The 16,775-nt window shown below is 37.0% G+C and carries 14 protein-coding genes, 1 pseudogene and 2 other annotated features; of the genes and pseudogenes, 5 read left to right on the top strand and 10 right to left on the bottom strand.

Translation table 11 applies throughout. The features are described from left to right. The first annotated feature begins 25 nt into the window (after positions 1-25). Positions 26-859, top strand: coding sequence for a Cof-type HAD-IIB family hydrolase (locus IGM13_RS01520; RefSeq protein WP_002383674.1), 834 nt, complete (start codon positions 26-28; stop codon positions 857-859). A 42-nt stretch (positions 860-901) separates the two neighbouring features. Here IGM13_RS01520 and IGM13_RS01515 read toward each other — a convergent pair whose 3' ends face one another. The 6 genes from IGM13_RS01515 to IGM13_RS01490 form a co-directional block, all read right to left on the bottom strand. Then, entirely contained in the window at positions 902-1,537 is a 636-nt protein-coding gene (locus IGM13_RS01515) for a nitroreductase family protein (protein ID WP_002358386.1), read from the bottom strand. 4 nt (positions 1,538-1,541) lie between these two features. After that, the gene (locus IGM13_RS01510; RefSeq protein ID WP_002362972.1) at positions 1,542-1,976 is read right to left on the bottom strand and encodes a MarR family winged helix-turn-helix transcriptional regulator; all 435 of its coding nucleotides are present in this window, start codon (positions 1,974-1,976) and stop codon (positions 1,542-1,544) included. A gap of 151 nt (positions 1,977-2,127) precedes the next feature. After that, positions 2,128-3,573, bottom strand: a complete 1,446-nt coding sequence (nhaC, locus tag IGM13_RS01505; protein WP_002383673.1) for a Na+/H+ antiporter NhaC — start codon at positions 3,571-3,573, stop codon at positions 2,128-2,130. Positions 3,574-3,662: 89 nt separating this feature from the next. Then, positions 3,663-3,838: a binding site (T-box leader), on the bottom strand. 136 nt (positions 3,839-3,974) lie between these two features. Continuing rightward, on the bottom strand, positions 3,975-4,616 hold the full coding sequence (gene pcp / locus IGM13_RS01500; RefSeq protein ID WP_002355269.1) for a pyroglutamyl-peptidase I: 642 nt from the start codon (positions 4,614-4,616) through the stop codon (positions 3,975-3,977). A 15-nt stretch (positions 4,617-4,631) separates the two neighbouring features. After that, the gene (locus tag IGM13_RS01495; RefSeq protein WP_002355267.1) at positions 4,632-5,576 is read right to left on the bottom strand and encodes a DUF979 domain-containing protein; all 945 of its coding nucleotides are present in this window, start codon (positions 5,574-5,576) and stop codon (positions 4,632-4,634) included. Continuing rightward, a complete protein-coding gene (locus IGM13_RS01490) occupies positions 5,573-6,259 on the bottom strand; it encodes a DUF969 domain-containing protein (RefSeq protein WP_002355265.1) in 687 nt (228 codons plus the stop codon). Before IGM13_RS01490 ends, IGM13_RS01495 begins: the two co-directional genes overlap by 4 nt. Positions 6,260-6,451: 192 nt before the next feature. Between IGM13_RS01490 and IGM13_RS01485 the strand changes: the two genes are divergently transcribed. Together IGM13_RS01485 and IGM13_RS01480 are read left to right on the top strand one after the other, a co-directional pair. Next, positions 6,452-6,967: an HdeD family acid-resistance protein gene (locus IGM13_RS01485; RefSeq protein WP_002381189.1), complete on the top strand. Its 516-nt coding sequence runs from the start codon at positions 6,452-6,454 to the stop codon at positions 6,965-6,967. 15 nt (positions 6,968-6,982) lie between these two features. Next, positions 6,983-8,167, top strand: coding sequence for an AI-2E family transporter (locus IGM13_RS01480; protein WP_002383671.1), 1,185 nt, complete (start codon positions 6,983-6,985; stop codon positions 8,165-8,167). Positions 8,168-8,353: 186 nt separating this feature from the next. Here the strand turns inward: IGM13_RS01480 and IGM13_RS01475 are convergent, their stop codons facing one another. Beyond that, positions 8,354-9,481 carry a 5-methyltetrahydropteroyltriglutamate--homocysteine S-methyltransferase gene (locus tag IGM13_RS01475; RefSeq protein WP_002383670.1) on the bottom strand — a complete coding sequence of 376 codons (1,128 nt, stop codon included), beginning with the start codon at positions 9,479-9,481 and terminating at the stop codon, positions 8,354-8,356. 60 nt (positions 9,482-9,541) lie between these two features. Continuing rightward, positions 9,542-9,771 (bottom strand) — a binding site (T-box leader). A gap of 117 nt (positions 9,772-9,888) precedes the next feature. Further along, positions 9,889-11,262, bottom strand: a complete 1,374-nt coding sequence (locus IGM13_RS01470; protein ID WP_002419226.1) for a PcsB-like coiled-coil domain-containing protein — start codon at positions 11,260-11,262, stop codon at positions 9,889-9,891. 185 nt (positions 11,263-11,447) lie between these two features. Between IGM13_RS01470 and IGM13_RS01465 the strand changes: the two genes are divergently transcribed. Continuing rightward, positions 11,448-11,627 (top strand): hypothetical protein, encoded by a 180-nt coding sequence (locus tag IGM13_RS01465; RefSeq protein ID WP_033591568.1) that lies wholly within the window; start codon positions 11,448-11,450, stop codon positions 11,625-11,627. Positions 11,628-11,688: 61 nt separating this feature from the next. On the opposite strand, the pseudogene IGM13_RS01460 reads toward IGM13_RS01465, so the two are convergent. Beyond that, a pseudogene (locus IGM13_RS01460) lies at positions 11,689-13,825 on the bottom strand (vWA domain-containing protein). Between the two features lie 74 nt (positions 13,826-13,899). Here IGM13_RS01460 and IGM13_RS01455 point away from each other — a divergent pair. Further along, positions 13,900-15,411 carry a helix-turn-helix domain-containing protein gene (locus tag IGM13_RS01455; protein WP_002419228.1) on the top strand — a complete coding sequence of 504 codons (1,512 nt, stop codon included), beginning with the start codon at positions 13,900-13,902 and terminating at the stop codon, positions 15,409-15,411. A gap of 139 nt (positions 15,412-15,550) precedes the next feature. Here the strand turns inward: IGM13_RS01455 and IGM13_RS01450 are convergent, their stop codons facing one another. Then, positions 15,551-16,774: an amidohydrolase family protein gene (locus IGM13_RS01450; protein ID WP_002383666.1), complete on the bottom strand. Its 1,224-nt coding sequence runs from the start codon at positions 16,772-16,774 to the stop codon at positions 15,551-15,553. Between the last annotated feature and the right edge of the window lies 1 nt (position 16,775).

The following is a 16,775-nucleotide window of genomic DNA, read 5'->3' as shown; positions in this document are numbered from 1 at the left end:
AAACTCTTCGGATTGGAGGCCAATTATGGCAATCAAAGCAATTGTAATGGATATTGATGGTACCTTGTTAACTTCAGAAAAAAAGATTTCACCAAAAACGCGACAAGCACTAGTAGCTGCACAAAAGCAAGGCCTCTCACTGATTTTGGCTTCTGGCCGCCCGACTAACGGTATGCGACCCTTAGCAGATGAATTGGAGATGGCTCATTATAACGGACACCTACTTTCCTATAACGGCGCTTGTGTCACCCATCATGGCAGTCAGCAACAACTATTTAACCAGACAATTTCAAAATCATTGAGTCAACAAATTTTAGAGCATTTGAAACAATTTGACGTAATTCCAATGATTAATGATGAAACATTTATGTATGTCAATGATGTTTTTCATCACACCTTACATTTAGAGACTGGTGATTTTAATATTATTGAATATGAATCACGGGGCGGCAACTTTCAATTATGTGAGTGGCATGATTTAGCCGCCAGACTAAACTTTCCCTTGAACAAAATTTTAATTGCTGGTGAACCCGCCTATTTACAAAAATATCATGAGGCCATCTACGCGCCTTTCAAAGAAACCGTCACCGCTGCTTTTTCCGCTCCTTTCTATTTTGAATTTACCGCAAAAAATATTGATAAAGCGCGTTCTTTAGAAAAACTAACCCTACAGTTAGGTATAGCTGCTGAAGAAGTAATTGCTTTTGGTGATGGGCACAACGATTATACAATGTTGGAATGGGCCGGCACGGGGATTGCTATGGAAAACGCCGTTGAAGAGCTTAAAAGCATCGCAACGGAAGTCACTTTATCCAACGACAATGACGGCATCGCTGTTGCATTAGCCAACTTTCTTTAAGATCGTTGGTTGATACAAGCGTACGCCGTCATTTTTTATTGCCTATTCAAATGTCGTGATTTTTTCTGGTGCTAAACGAACAGATTCATAGCCAGTTTCCATGCCCTTACCCACAGATAAAATCATTACTGGGACATAGCGCTCTTGATCTAAACCAAATGTTTCGGCTAATTTTTCCGCTTCAAAACCACCGATTGGATTTGTTTCATATCCGTGAGCTCGTGCCACTAACATAAATTGCATAGCTGCTAAACTCGCATCAATTTTTACGATGTCATTCATTTGTTCTCTGCTTAAACTTTCATAATGGGGAATAATTGCTGCTAATTGTTGGTCCCGCACTTCCTTAGGCATTTTACCACTAGCATAAGCTTGATTGTAAATTTCCTCTCCTCGCTCATGGCAGTTTAGATCACCAAAAATTAAGAGCATTGCAGAAGATGTTTCATTTTGACGCGTATTAAAGCGAATTAAGGGTTTTAATTTTTCTTTGCCTGCTTCACTTTCCACTACGACAAAACGCCATGGCTGCATGTTAACAGAAGAAGGGGCGGTGGTCGCTTCTTGAATCATTGTTAACATTTCTTCATGAGAAATTTTATGGGTTTCATCGTACACCCGAACCGATTTGCGGCCAAAAACAATCTCTGAAAAATCATTCGTTGTATATGTTGTCATTCTATCATACCTCTTTCGTTGTAATGCTTTGATCTAGTTTTGTCAAAAGTTCTTTTAATTGGCGACAGTCGTCCTTTGTAAATGTACTGGGAATAATTTCTGTTACCGTTTGTTGCTTGGCTGTACATTGCTGCAGTTCTTGTTGTGCTTTTTCTGTTAAATGCACTAGCACTTCCCGATTATTTTCTGGATTTCGCTGTCGTGTCACATACTGTTTCTCTTCTAAAATTTTCAAATGGCGAGTGACCGCACCACTATCGATTTTTAAGTGTTCTTGAATCTCTGTTTGAAGACACGGCTGACGTTCTTTTAAAATCATCAGCAACTCATAACGAGTCAAACTCAAGCCAACTTGCTCTTCAAAAACTTTGGTAATTTTTTGATCTAATACCTTTAACTGACATAATAATTGGCTGACTTCCCGTAATGATAACGACATAGTTTCCTCCTTAAAAAGATGACTCGTCAACAATTGACTAGTCAACTATAACTGTTTCTTTCTAAAAATGCAACCTTTTTTACAAGAAAAATAGAACAATTGACAGAGAGAAACTACAGTATTCCCCATCAACTGTTCTATTTTAATCAATCTATTTTTCGGTAACAGGTTCTGCTGATAACCGCTTAATCCCTAAACCAGTAAATGCACTGACCATTGAGAAGACAGGCGATAATAAGCTAAAGAAAACAAATGGTAAGTAAGTCAACGTTGGTACGCCAAAGGTCCCCGCTACGAAGCTACCTGCAATCCCCCAAGGAATGAGGTAGTTAATAACCGTCCCACCATCCTCCAAGGTTCTGCCTAAAACAGTCGGATCCAAGCCTTCTTTTTTGTAAACTTCTTTAAAGGCATTCCCTGGTAAAATAACCGATAGGAATTGTTCACCAATAAAAATATTTACGCCAATTCCTGTTAATAACGTTGATAAAATCAATTTCGGTGTACTGCTCATTTTCTGCGAAACAACTTCCATGACCGCAGAAATCAATCCTAATTCCATTAATAAGCCACCTAGAGACAACGTTAGAATAATAAGTGCCACAGTCGGCATCATACTCATAATTCCGCCACGACTTAGTAATTGATCAATTTGTGCGTTCCCCGTTTGAGAAACAAACCCATTTTCCAACGTGTTTCCTAATGCCTGCAACGATACTTTCGGATTTTGAATAATAATCATAATTACTGCCACAATAATGTTTAACAAAATCGTGATAATCGCTGGAATTTTGCGCCAGGCACAGATTAACATTAAGGCTAATGGTAACAATGACCAAATGGAAATGGTAAAGTGGTCTTCCAATACTTGAATAACTTGAACTACTTCTGTCAGACTTGTATTCGCGTACGTTTGCCCTAAAATCATAAACAAGATTAAAGAGACGATAAATGCTGGTACAGTCGACCACATCAAGTTTTTTATATGTTTAAATAAATCCGCTTCAACAATCGCTGCGGCTAAGTTTGTTGATTCTGATAAAGGCGACATTTTATCACCAAAGACTGAGCCAGAAACAATCGCACCCACAACTAAAGCAGGGTTTAATCCTAAGGTACTGCCAATACCGAAAAAGGCAATTCCAATTGTTGACATCACTGTAAAAGCACTACCTACTGCACTGCCGACAATCGCACAGACAATAAAAACTGACGGCACAAACCATTTAACACTAATCATTTTAAAACCAAAAACCATAATCGTTGGAATAATTCCTGCTTGAATCCAAACGGCAATCAATGCACCCACTAAAATGAAAATAAAAATTGGAATAATCCCTGGCTTCAAGCCATCAACAATCCCTTTATGCATTTGATCAAATGGTACTTTACGAAACATTGCGTAGCCTAAAATCAATGCAATCACAAACAAAATAGTAATATTTGGCGATATCTTTAAGCCAATTACTCCTGTCGCAATAGCTGCCACAATAATTAATAACACGATACTTGCTTCTCGAACACTCACGGTCTTCTTTTTCTGTTTTTCTTTCATTTCGTTACTCTCCTCTAATCTTTTTTCTGAATACTCTGACATTAAAGGATCTTATGATAACGAATAACCCCTCCACAACTCATTGAAAACGCCTCCTAAAGCTACATAAAAAGAGAGATTCATCCTTAAAGAATAAGGACGAATCTCTCCGCGGTACCACCTTAATTAGAAGCTTACTTGCTTCTCGCTTATGTATTATGTAATTGTTACTACTTATTAGTGTAATTCACAAATAGACTTGATCGATTCGCAGCAACCATCGACTTTCTGAACAAAACATCTATTTCCTACTGGGCTAATAATTTATGAATCTCAATATACCAAGAAGAAACCGACTTGTCAACGAAAATAGTATAAAAAATTTTTTCACACGCCAACAAAAATTACTTTTTCTTTTTGTAAAAATAGAAAAGCGCCTCCGTTCTCACGAAAGCGCCTGTTAATTAGTGGGTTGTGCCACCTTGTAGTTGAATATCTTCTTGCGTTTTTACCGCTGCTTCAATCATATAGAACAAAGAATCTGTGATTGCTTCTAATGACATAGAAGCAAACGTTGGTTTATCAATTGTTTGTTCTGGTAGGAACGGAACATGAATAAATCCGCCACGAATAGTTGGATATTTAGTGTTAATTAAGTGTAGTAAGTGATACATAATATCATTACATACAAAGGTTCCTGCTGTATAAGAAATCGCTGCAGGTAATTGATGGTCATGACAATTTTTTACCATCGCTTTAATCGGTAAATTTGTAAAATAGGCTGTTGCTCCATCTTCAACCAACGGTACATCGCTTGGTTGTTGTCCTGCATTATCCGGGATACGCGCTTCCGCTAAATTAATCGCCACTTTTTCAACAGTGACTGTTTGACGGCCGCCTGCTTGTCCAACACAAATCACCATATCTGGTTGATGGGTTTCAATTGCTTCAGCCACTTTTTCACCACTAGTGCCAAAAACAGTTGGCACCTCCACTTTAATAATTTCAGCTCCTGCAATTTCAGCAGGTAATTTTTTGACTGCTTCAAAGGCAGGATTGATTGCTTCTCCTCCAAATGGATCAAAACCAGTAACGACAACTTTCATTTCGATCATCCTTTCTTATTTGAATAGAATCATATAAACAATTTGGAAAATTAACATGAAAAGTGCAATCGGCAATTGATTTTTAATGACGCCGTACTTATCTTTCATTTCCAACATGGCTACAGGTACGATATTAAAGTTCGCAGCCATCGGTGTTAACAGTGTACCACAAAAACCACATGTTAAGGCAACCATCCCAACTAATGCGGGATCTGCACCTAAAGAAAAGACAAACGGCACACCAATTCCGACTGTCATCACGGTTATTGCTGCAAAGGCATTGCCCATGATAGCCGTAAAAATAACCATTCCCACAGCATAAATAATAATCCCTACATTGACATTTCCTGCTGGTACTACGGCACTAACTCCTTTTGAAATAATCTCACCAACACCAGCGCTAGTAAAAACAGCACCTAAACAAGCTAATAGCATTGGCAACGTACTAAGCGGACCGACTGTCTCTAACATTTCCGCCGCATCATCAAAAAATACTTTCGGCGTATTATTTTTAGAAAAGAACATCATGATGAAAATCGCTACAAAGACACCAACACCGACACCGACTAAAGCCCCTAAAGTAGTCAATGTGGCAAAAAGAATTGCAAAAACCCCGATACTTAGTGCGGGAATAAAAATCTTCATTCCTAATTTTTGAGACATTTTTTCCATGTATTCTTTCGAAGGTAAGCGACTTTCTCCTTTTGTCACTTTTTGAAGAATTGCCGGAATTGTCATCACAAAAATAAGTACGCCACAGGCAACTGGTGGAATAAACCGACCAAAACCGATTAAGATCCCTAAAATCCCCCAGAATAAACTAGTCCCATACGCATGTTGATTGGTTTTATCACGAAAACTACGAAAACTTGTATATAACAAGATAATACCCATAAAAATATAAAGGACTTCCAATAACTTTGCACTCAAATCAATACTTGGATCTGTGAAAAAACTCATTTCAGTCCCTCCTGTCCATAATATTTTTTACGTAATCTTTTTTCTTTTAAAGTAAAGTAAATACTTGCCGAAATTAAGGCAACTAAGGCGACTGGTACTTCCACTAAAGCCAATTTACCTAATGTCACTTCATAGCCTAAATCTTTCAATGTTGATTGAACAAGCAATGCCCCAGCCCCACCAACAAACAGAACTTGACCAAAGAACCAACAGATATTTTCCATGGCTGAAGCCATCCCTTTTAGTTCTTCTTCATACTCTGGCACCATTGGTAAATTTTTTGATTCAATTGTTCCTAACGCCATTGGCAAAATAATCGGACGCACAAAACCTGCTACCCCACCGAAACTTACGTTAAAAGCGGCGAAGATAATCCGAAAGACACCATAAATGTCAATAATCACACCAGCAGATACCTTTTTGAATCGTTTAATCAACGTAGCCGCTGACTCTTTCAAGCCATTTCTCTCTAACGTTCCTGTTGCTAACATAATAATAATAAAGATAGCCATGCCTCGATTATTCACAAAGGTTGTTCCTAGTGTTTCTAGCATTGATGTCAAACCAAGCCCGCCAGTAAAAGCCGTCACTATTAAAGCAACCATCACAATCAAGATAGCATCAAATTTCAATGCGAAGCCGACAATGACGATCAATACGCCTAATAAAGGTAATAAATCCATCAAATCTCTCCTTCTTAAAATAAAATTTCACTTTCCATTATATGCCAATTTTCGCTCATTTGTAAGACTTTTTTAATTTTTAATGTTATTTTTTCTAAAGACACAGTTTCCAACACTTTTTAGAGCTACCACTCGCACTTTTTTCTTTTTTCCGCTAGAATAAAAGAAACAATAACATTGAGGAGGATTTTTATGTTCCAAACTTTTAGAGAAAATTTTCGGCGCCATACCCTATTGCGCGACGCCGTCTTTATCGTTATCGGAAGTGCCATTGTCTTTAATCCCGGTGCTTTCTTCCAGTTCGTCGGTTATTTAATTGCTGGTTATTTGATGCTTTTAGGGTTAATTAATATTTATGATGACTACAAAATAAAAAAACAAACGGGTAGCTGGGGGCTTGGTTTCGTAACAGGTTTAATCTTTGTCGTCTTAGCAGTAGCCTTTTTATTTTTTGCACCGGTGATTGTTTCGATTCTGCCATTTTTATTAGGGATTAGCATTGTTATAAACGGCCTCGTTCAATTGACTTTTGCTTTAAATACTCGTCAAACAGGCGCGCTTATCTACAGTATTCTGGTTTTAATCGCTGGAGCTGTTTTAGTTTTCAACCCCTTCAAAAGTCTTTTAGTTTTGATGCAAGTCTTTGGATTTATCCTGATTTTCATGGGTGTCATTGAAATTATTGGTCATTTTAGAAATAAAGCTTAACGAAAGGAGCAACTTATGGATAAAGAAAGTACCAAGTGGATCCGCTTTTTAGGTGGGAAAAATTTACTTTACACATTAACTATCCTTTGTCTAATTGCTGTAACTATCTTTTTATTCAACACTGTTTCATTTATCTTTAAACCAATTTTTGTTATTTTTAGTGCCGTCTTAGGCCCGGTACTTTTTGGTATTATTCTATTTTATTTGCTTAATCCAATGGTGAAACGCCTTGAGAAAAAAATTCCCCGTGTTTGGGCGATTGCGATTCTCTATGTCTTAATTATTGCATTACTAGTGTTAGCTGGACTGCAACTTTTCCCAATTATCCAAGACCAAACGGAAGAATTAATCAAACAATTCCCAAGTTTTTGGAAAAGCACGCTCCAAGCAGTACAAGAATTTATGGCTAAAACACCTTTTGCAAAAGATTTAGAATCCGCTAATGAGTCGATTAATCAGCTCTGGGGCAAACTTGCAAACTCCTTTAAAGACTTTGCAGGGGATTACCTACAAACAGGCGCACAAGGTCTGGGAAGCGTCTTTTCTGCAGTCTCTTCTACTTTCCTAACCTTGTTTACAGGACCTATCATCGCCTTTTTCCTTTTAAAAGACAAAGAAAAGTTTTATCGCTTTGTAAAAGGCATCATTCCCCCAGCTTTTCGTCCTGATTTTGATGAATATAGCCAAATTGCCAACATTCAAATTGGCGATTATCTAAAAGGTCAAGTCATTGCTTCCTTGGTTTTAGGGATTATGTATTGGCCAGCTTTTCTATTAATTGGTTTACAATTTGGTAGCATTTTAGCTTTAGCTGCGGGTATTTTATGTATTATTCCTTATATCGGGCCATTTATTGCCTTTATTCCTGGATTGATTATTGCCTTTCAGGATTCCACATTTATGGTAGTAAAATTTGTTATCGTCTGGTTTGCCATCCAATTGATTCATGGAGATTTTGTTATTCCTCGTGTGATGGGCGATAAATTAAAAGTCCATCCGATTACTATTTTACTTGTCTTGTTAGTTATGGGTGAACTGTTTGGTTTAATGGGCGTTATTTTTGGGATTCCAATGTATTGCCTAGTTAAAGTGACAGTCATTTATTTATTCCGCAAATTCAAACAACGCTATAACCGCTTTTATGGTGACAATGGCGAGTATGAACACACGAATTTTACTAAAGATCAATATTTAAAATAATACAATGAAAAAGAGCGTGGGACAAAAATCACTTTGGATTTTTGTTCCACGCTCAAAAACTGATAAACGGCGGGAACAGAAGCAACTCCTTCGGAAATAAGCCGAAATTCTCCAAAAATTATAGAACAATTTTCGGAAATTCCTTCTTATTTCTCGGAGTTAAACACTTCTGTCCCGACCTCTTTTTTACCATACTTCTCTAGCAATTTCTTGAAGTAATTGAACTTTGCGCCATTGTTCTTCCTCCGTCAAACGATTTCCTTCTTCCGTCGAAGCAAAACCACATTGCGGACTAATACTTAAGTTTTCTAAAGGAACAAACTGTTGGGCTTCTTCAATTCGTGCTTTCACTTGTTCAGTCTCTTCTAATTCAGGAAACTTAGAAGTAACTAAACCTAAAACGACTTTGCTGCCATTATTTTGCCAATGTCTTAATGGTGAAAAGTCCCCTGCACGATCTGAGTCATATTCCAAGAAGAAACCATCATAATTCGTAGCAAATAATTCTTTTGCTATCGGTTCATAACCACCTGAAAATAACCAAGACGAAGCATGGTTCCCACGGCAAATGTGTGTGGTTACAGTTAAATCTTCTGGCTTGCCAGCTAAGGCTTCATTAATAATCGTGGTACACACTTGTGCAATTTCTTCTGGCTGTATTCCTTTCGCTCGTAATTCTTCTTGTTTTGTCTGATCCGCTAGAAACGCCCAATTTGTATCATCAAATTGCAAATAGCGGCAACCTTTCTCGTAAAAGGCCGCAATTGCATCTTTATATGTTTGTGCTAAATCCTTATAAAAAGCACCAATCTCTGGATAAATTGTTTGAATGCGCGAGGTGCCGTCGTTGGATAAAATTTCTTGACGTAAAATCATGGTTGGACTAGGGATCGTTGCTTTGGCTACCGTGCCATCACCAACTTCCACCACCTCTTTTAAAAATGAAAAGTCCTCTAAAAATGGATGTTGCGCAGGAAAAGATATTTTATCCACTACGCGGATATTATAGGCCGGAGCTGCTTTTCCATGAAAGGTTTGGTTATACCCCGTTTCTGGAATATAGCCTGTCACGCCATTTAATCCTTCTAAGAAATCAATATGCCAAAAACCGCGACGAAATTCACCATCTGTGATTCCCCGTAAGCCGCCAGCTTTTTGTTTTGCTACTAATGCTTTGATTTCTTCATCTTCAATAAGACGTAGCTCTGCTTGAGATAAAGCACCTGCTTGGACCTTTTTCCGTGCTTTCTTAATTGTTTCTGGACGTAAAAAACTTCCCACATGATCAACTGTAAAAGGAATCTGACTACTCATTTGCCTCACTCTTTCCTATTTTTATTTATAAAAAAACGCCCTTTTACTAGCCGTAACTAGTAAAAGGGCGATTATTATCGCGGTACCACCTTTTTTCGGAAAGATGACTCTTTCCCTTCAACTGACAATCATAATCAGCGGTCTTGTTAACGAAAGACATTACGTTTTTGCCTACGTTTCGACAAAAATTCCTCCTAGGCCATTTTTCGATACAGACATCTAACTTTTTTCACCAACCAAAGTCTCTCTACCAGCTGTCTTGCATTTACTTTCCTATTCAACGGAAATTATTAGATTATAATTAGAATACCACGTTTAGCAAATTTGTCAACGGAGACGGATGAAATAGTAACGAAAAAAGCAGCTTCTTTTCAGAAGCTGCTTACGTCTATTTTTATCATTGCTGATTAGGCAGAGTGTCCTACAATTGTGCTACCTGAGTAACCAAAACCGACACGTGTAATACCTGGGTTAATTTCCCAATCACGGTGACCGCTACCTGAAGCTGTTACCATGTTTGTTTCATTGTACCACGCCATGATTACTGAGTTACCTGGAGCCCACATAATTGCGATAACTTCATCTCCGCGAGACCAGTGATCATTTGGGATACCACCTGCTTCAACTTGTGCTGCACGAGCAGTTGCAGAAGCTGCTAAACCTGCATCCCATACTACTGGACGTAAACCTAATGATTGACGTAGAACGTTCAATGCATTGATTGTTGGATCAGCAGAAGGTGTTGGTGTTGGTGGTGTTGGTTTCTCTGGTTCTGGTGTAGGTGTTGGTGTAACTGTTCCACCACCAGTTTGGCCACCATTATTTCCATTATCACTTGGTGTTGTAGGTTGTACTGGTTGTTCTGATGAAGAAGAGCCAGTATTTTCTGTTGCACTATTATCTGTACTTGGTGTAGTTGTTTCAGTTGTTTGTTGCGTGCTTGATTCAGTTGCTGAGCTTGAGCTTGCTGGTGCTTGTGCTTCTGTTGTTGATGAAGAGGCAACTGGTGCTTCTGCTTTCACTTCAGCTTTAGCTGGTTTTGCAGCAGCTTGTTTGGCTTTTTCAGCTGCAGCTTTTTGTTCAGCAGCTAAACGTGCTTGCTCTGCTTCAGCAGCTGCTTTTTGTTTTTCTAAGCCAGCTTTAGAACTTTCAGCAGATGATTGTTCTAATGCTAATGAAGCTTTCATTACGTTTAATTCAGATTGTTTAGAAAGTAAATCTTGACGTTTTGTTTCTAATTCAGCTTCTGTTGCTTCAAGTTGTTTCACTTTTTTCTCGTTTTCAGCTTTTTTATCAACAACAGCTTGTTTGTCTTCTTTTTGTTGTTGCATTAAGTCGTTGTTGGCATTTACGATTGTTGAAACAGCTTGAACACGGCTGATTGCGTCTGCAACTGAGTCCGCATCTAAAACTGCATCTAGCATTGTTGTGCTTTGTCCATTAACTTGAACATCGCGTGCTTGATTTTTGATTGCTTCGTTACGTTTTTCAATACGTTGATTCAAGTTTGTAATTTCTTGTTGTAATTGTTCTGATTTTGCTTTTAGTGTTTGCTTTTGTTCACGTAAAGCCATGCTTTCATCAAATACTGAAGATACTTCTGCTTCTAAAGAAGATACTTGTGAAGCTAAATCCCCTTGTTTTGCTTTTAATGATGAAATTTCTTGATTTTTTTCTTCAATTTTTTTATCAACATTGTCCGCCAAAGCGATGCTTGGGGTAGCAATTGCTGATAGCGTTAATGAACATAGTAATACTGATGCAAATAGACGTTTCTTCACTTGTCATTCCTCCGAATTAATTTCTAAAGTTTATTTAAAATATCTTAATCTTTTCTTACGACAAAAACATTCTACCACACCCATATTTCAATTAAGCAATAGAAATGTTACAAAAACATTTCAGATCATTCCTTCTTTCTTCATAATAGGTAAACTTACCTTTTGTAAGGTTTTTACACCTTGTCATGACTGGTTTTCACGTGTTTTCAATTGTTAAACAATTCTTCGATTTTTTTTCATATTTTTTCTTTTTTTATTCAAATTTTGCTTCTTTTTTGTCGATATATGCTTTTTTTCGTAAAATTAATCATTTTTCCTTCTTTTTATCAAACGTTTTTGTTACAAAATTCGTTATATTTTGGTAATGAATCAAGAAAAAGGCCGCTTCGTTGAGCCGCCTTTTATTGCTTTATTTAAAGAATTATTTTAGTTTCTCTGCTTAAGTAAATAGAATCCAGATAAACCTACCAATAAACCACCTAATAGTAAGAATACTCTTTGAAATTTCTGGGTTTCGTTTGTTTTTGGTAAATGTGTGTCATTGGGTGTAGCCTTCGTTATTTTTTTTTGCTGTTGTGTTCGTCTCTGCTAAGAAATTATTATCCTTGAGTTCTGAGGTTGCTGTGGTAGTTTCTACAACAATTGGTTTTTCAGCACTCGAATTTGTCGTAGCAGTCTCAGAACTTAAAGACTCATTCGTACTTGTATCTGTTGTGCTGGAAACAACTTCTTTACGACGATTGGTAAGGATAAATTCATCCTTTGTCTTTGTCATTATACTGTCAAATTCAGATGGCACGTTCACTTCTTCTATCTGATATATAAAGTCTTCACCCCTGTTATTAAACTTTGGTAATACTACTTCTGCGCCATTAACCGTTACTTGATTAATCAGCTTTTGATAGCCTTCTTTTTTGGTTAGTTGCATGACTTCTGAAGTAGACCAAGCAGCTTCTTCTGTTGTCGCTTTTCGAGTTACTTGATATTGAATTGCTTCTGGAATTTCTTTTTCTGCAATATTTTCCCAGTTCTTAATCAATTTTAATTGTACAGTAGGTGCTTTAATTGCTGGAATCGGAAAATCAACTGCTTCTTCTTCTGGAGTTGGCTGTAACGTAGTACGATCATTACATAAAAACCATGTATCTCCTTTAAAATCATTTGTTTCTGTGTTCAATCTAATCTGATAAGTTAATGTTAAACGTTCGTTCTTTCCTAATGAAATAGTAGAAATATGGAGCACTTGATTTTCTTCTGTAACTACGACATCAGTCAATAAGTCACTAGCCTCTAACCATTCACCCGTTGGTATTTTTCGCCAACCTTTTAGTTGGTAGTTATCTTCTGTGAAATTCCCAGCACCTTGTAAAAGAATATTTTCTCCCATCGGATCGATAATGAGCCCCTCATGGATAGTATTATTGATACTCCCAGCTAATTCTTTCAGCGCAGTGCCCAAGCCAGATAAATTTTCATCAATAATCAAATAATTTTTAGGATCAGAAGCTATATTCCTACTAATATACTCTCCTCTTAACGAAGGATTAGCTGCAATTGAATAATAAGTATCTCCTGATTTTTTTAGAGAAACAATGGTTCCTAACGTATTATCTGTCACTGTTGTACTGTTTGTTTGGATAGCGTTAGCATCAGTAGAAGCACTGTTACTTGTATAGTACTGATTGGATTCTGTTTGAAACTCTTCCATGTAGGACGATGTATGGTAACCGTTGTAATCGATAATTTCACCATTATTGGGATAGATTTGAGCATTTTCTCTAGGTAAAAAACTAGCATTTGCACTCCCATCACCAATATGAACCAACATCTTTTTTGCATTTGGACGACTTTTTTCAGCCAATAAACGTTGCCCTTCTAGCAAGCCTTTTTGCATAAATGTACCTGAATGTGGTTCGGCTGTATTTCTTAAAAAGTCTTCTAAGTCATTCATGTCTGTAGAAAAATCCGCGGTGGAGTAAGTTAGTCGATTATAGGCAACAATACCAATTCGAACATGACCATCTGTTAATGAATCTGAAAGTTCTTCGCCGAATTGTTGCAAGCCTTTCAAAGCGTTGTTTAATTTTTCACCTTTCATTGATGAAGAATAGTCAATCACTAACACTAGATCAATGGGGCTTTCTGTTTGATTTCCTTTTACATCTAAAGTCACATTAAAAAGCCCTTGCTGGCCTGTTACAGCCGCCACGCTTTTCTTCAAATAAGCTTCATCTCCATAATTCACATATTTTTCTTCGTCAAATGTCGCTTCAGGGGCATGACCATAATCATAATTGTATGTATCTCCCTCACTAATTCCGTTCGTTAAATAATGACCTTGTTCGTCATTTTTATAGTTAAAATTGTATGTTTCTGCGGAAACGTCTATACTAAAAATAATCATTAGGAAAAAGAACATAAATAAAAATAAGGTTGTTTTTTTCAATTTTTTTAACTCCTTTGTGGTAAGTAATTTCTCATTCAAATGAAATTTGAGCGATATATGTAACTTACTACAGAAATAACTTTTAAGGAGACAAAAAAATGTACTTGCTAAGTACATTTTTTTAAACAATCGAATAAAAAACAAGTTATACTTATTTTAACAAAAAGAATCGAACCAATTGGAGAAGAATAATGGAAATATTAGACACTTTTTTCGGCTCAGAAGTTAAAAAGGAATTGGATTTACTGCGTTTGTTGTACCATAAAAAAAACTTTATTCGTATTGAAACACTTAGTCAATTGTTACAAATGGATCGACGTTCAATCAATAAATACTACGAATCCTTAATTAGTAAACCTTATGTATTGGCTAATAATTGTTCACATATTTTCTCTGCCGAGCGAGGTAAAGGCTATTGTTTCATGGGATCAAAAAAAGAATATAAAATTTTGACGAAGCAAATTTTGCAAAGTAGTCCGTATTTTACATTGCTCGAAAAACTATTCTTTGAAAGCAATGTTCATTTAACAAAATTTAGTATGGACCAATTCTTATCCGAATCAACTGTTCGGCATAAGGTTGCTGAGTTAGATACCATTTTAAAAACCTTTGATTTTTCGATCCAGAGAACCAAAGGCGAGATTCGTTTAGTTGGTGCTGAACCACGCATTCGTTTTTTCATGATTGCTTTCTTTTGGCGCGTTTTTTCTGGTCTCGATTGGCCATTTGCTGACGTTTCGCAAACAAAATGTGAAACCCTTGCGAAAGAACTGATTGCTTTAGGCTATTTTCCAGCTAATCAATTGAATATGAAACTTATTTGTTATATTTTAGCGGTAAATATTATTCGTTATCGAAAGGGATTCCAGACAAATTTCCTATTTTCTGAATCTATTTCTTCTTTATCTGATGAAGATCAAGAAGTACTGCTTCAATTTGTTGATACTCATCATCTACTAAAAGAACATTTAGAAAATCAATTAACGAACGCCTTTCTGTTACCCAAGAGTGAAAGCCAGCTGATTTTTTTATTTCTATTAACAAATACAACAGTACAACTCTCGAACAAACATTTTATAGATTTAATCGAACCTAACCAACCATTTTCAGAGACGAATTCTTTTATTAAAAAGATTCTTCACTCCCTTGAAACAGAAAACCCTCATGCCTTTGAAACGACAAAAAACAGGGGCTTATTCACAAAACAATTAGTGGCTGGTCTTCTTTTCGTAGAGTTATTTGAACAAATGGATTTTACACTTACTGGCTACAATATTAAGAAGTATTTATTACAAAATTTTGCTCATTTATTTGAGCATGCACAAAAGATAGTCGCCAAGCAAGACATCTATGTTTCGAACCCAGCTAAACAAACTGGCTTAGGCCTTCAATTATCGATGGCCTACACGTTAATTACTGCTCCAACAGCTTTCAATCAAACAATTCACATAAAAATAGAAACAGACTTACCTACACCGATTGAAGCGATTATCATTCAACGAATTCGTGAAACGTTTGCAAGTTTCTATCACCTTGCAATTAATCAATTGTCTGAAGAAGATAGGTACGACCTTTATTTAAGCACTACGCCTTTGCTGCAAGTAAAACAAGCTGCACCATTTTTATTAATTAATGCGCAAGTTTCTTTACCTGACTTACTAGCGATTCAAGAACAATTAGATCGGTTGGTAGCAAAGAAATGATTTAATTCTGTTATAAATAGAACTCGAGGAACAAAAAAATAACTAAAACAGGATCAATCAAACACATCTTCACCTTTATCAAAAAAAGCTCAAAAAGTTAGTTGCGCAAACTAACCTTTTGAGCTTTTTGATTTTTTTCTTAACGAATGATTTCGACTTTTTTGTCTGTCTTGACTGTAACACGGCCGTTTTTAATAACATATAACCGTTCTGGAATATCAATAATCGCATGTTCAACCACTTTTGTGTCTAATAAGACTAAATCTGCTTTATTCCCAACTGCGACACCGTATCCTTCTAGTCCCATCGCACGAGCAGGACTTGTTGTTACCATTGGTAGCACTGTTTTTAAGTCATCCGCTCCACCTAGGTGCCCAACAGGAATGGCTAGCATCGCTGTTTGAACAATATCCCCTGTGCCATATGGTGTAAAAGCATTGCGAATATTATTTGTAGCAATACAGATATTCACGCCACCATCGCGTAATTTACGGATTGGCGTAACCGCACGTCGAACATTGTACTGATCACCGCGAGCTCCTAAATGTAAATCCGTTGCTGGTAAAGCCATCACGCTAATATTTGCTTCCGCCATTTTTGCAATAATAGGCGCCAATTCTGCTTCAGGTAAGGCATGCAATGCCGTTAAGTGGCCCACTGAAACACGGCCTTGGTAGCCTTCAGCGATGGTTTTTTCACATAAATATTCAATACTCATATCATCAGCTTCATCGGCAAAATCTTGGTGTAAATCTACATCTTTATCATATTTTTTAGCAATTTCAAACACTAAATCAATATGTTCTTTCGCTGGTGCATCATTATAAGGAATACCGCCGACAACGTCTGCGCCCATATCCATTGCTTCATACATCATTTGTTCTGTTCCAGGGGCTTTAAAAATTCCTTCTTGCGGAAACGCAACTACTTGCATGTCAATTAACTCTTTGTATTCTTCTTTCAAACGCATAATTGTTTTGAAGCCAGTAAAACCTTGCGCTGGGTCAAATTCTGCATGCGTTCTTAACGCCGTGGTTCCATGAACGATTAACATTTCTAAGGCACGTTTAGCACGGTCGTAAATGTCTTCTTCGGTAAATGTTGGTTTTAATTCCGCGGTTACTTCAATCGCTTCTTTCAACGTACCTGATTTATTTGGTTTACGATCAGCGATTAATGCCTTGTCCAAATGTAAATGGCTTTCTACAAAACCTGGGATTAAAACACGACCATCTGCTTCGATGACTTCTTTGGCATCGCCAGTAATAACTGGGGCGATTTCAATGATTTTTCCTTCTTTAATAGCTACATCTTGTAATGCTTCACCGTCTTGAAGACGAACTTGTTTAATTAATAAATCCATG

The organism is Enterococcus sp. DIV0561 (assembly GCF_050539875.1).
GTDB lineage: Bacteria > Bacillota > Bacilli > Lactobacillales > Enterococcaceae > Enterococcus > Enterococcus faecalis.
This window is presented reverse-complemented; position numbering and strand designations above follow the sequence as displayed.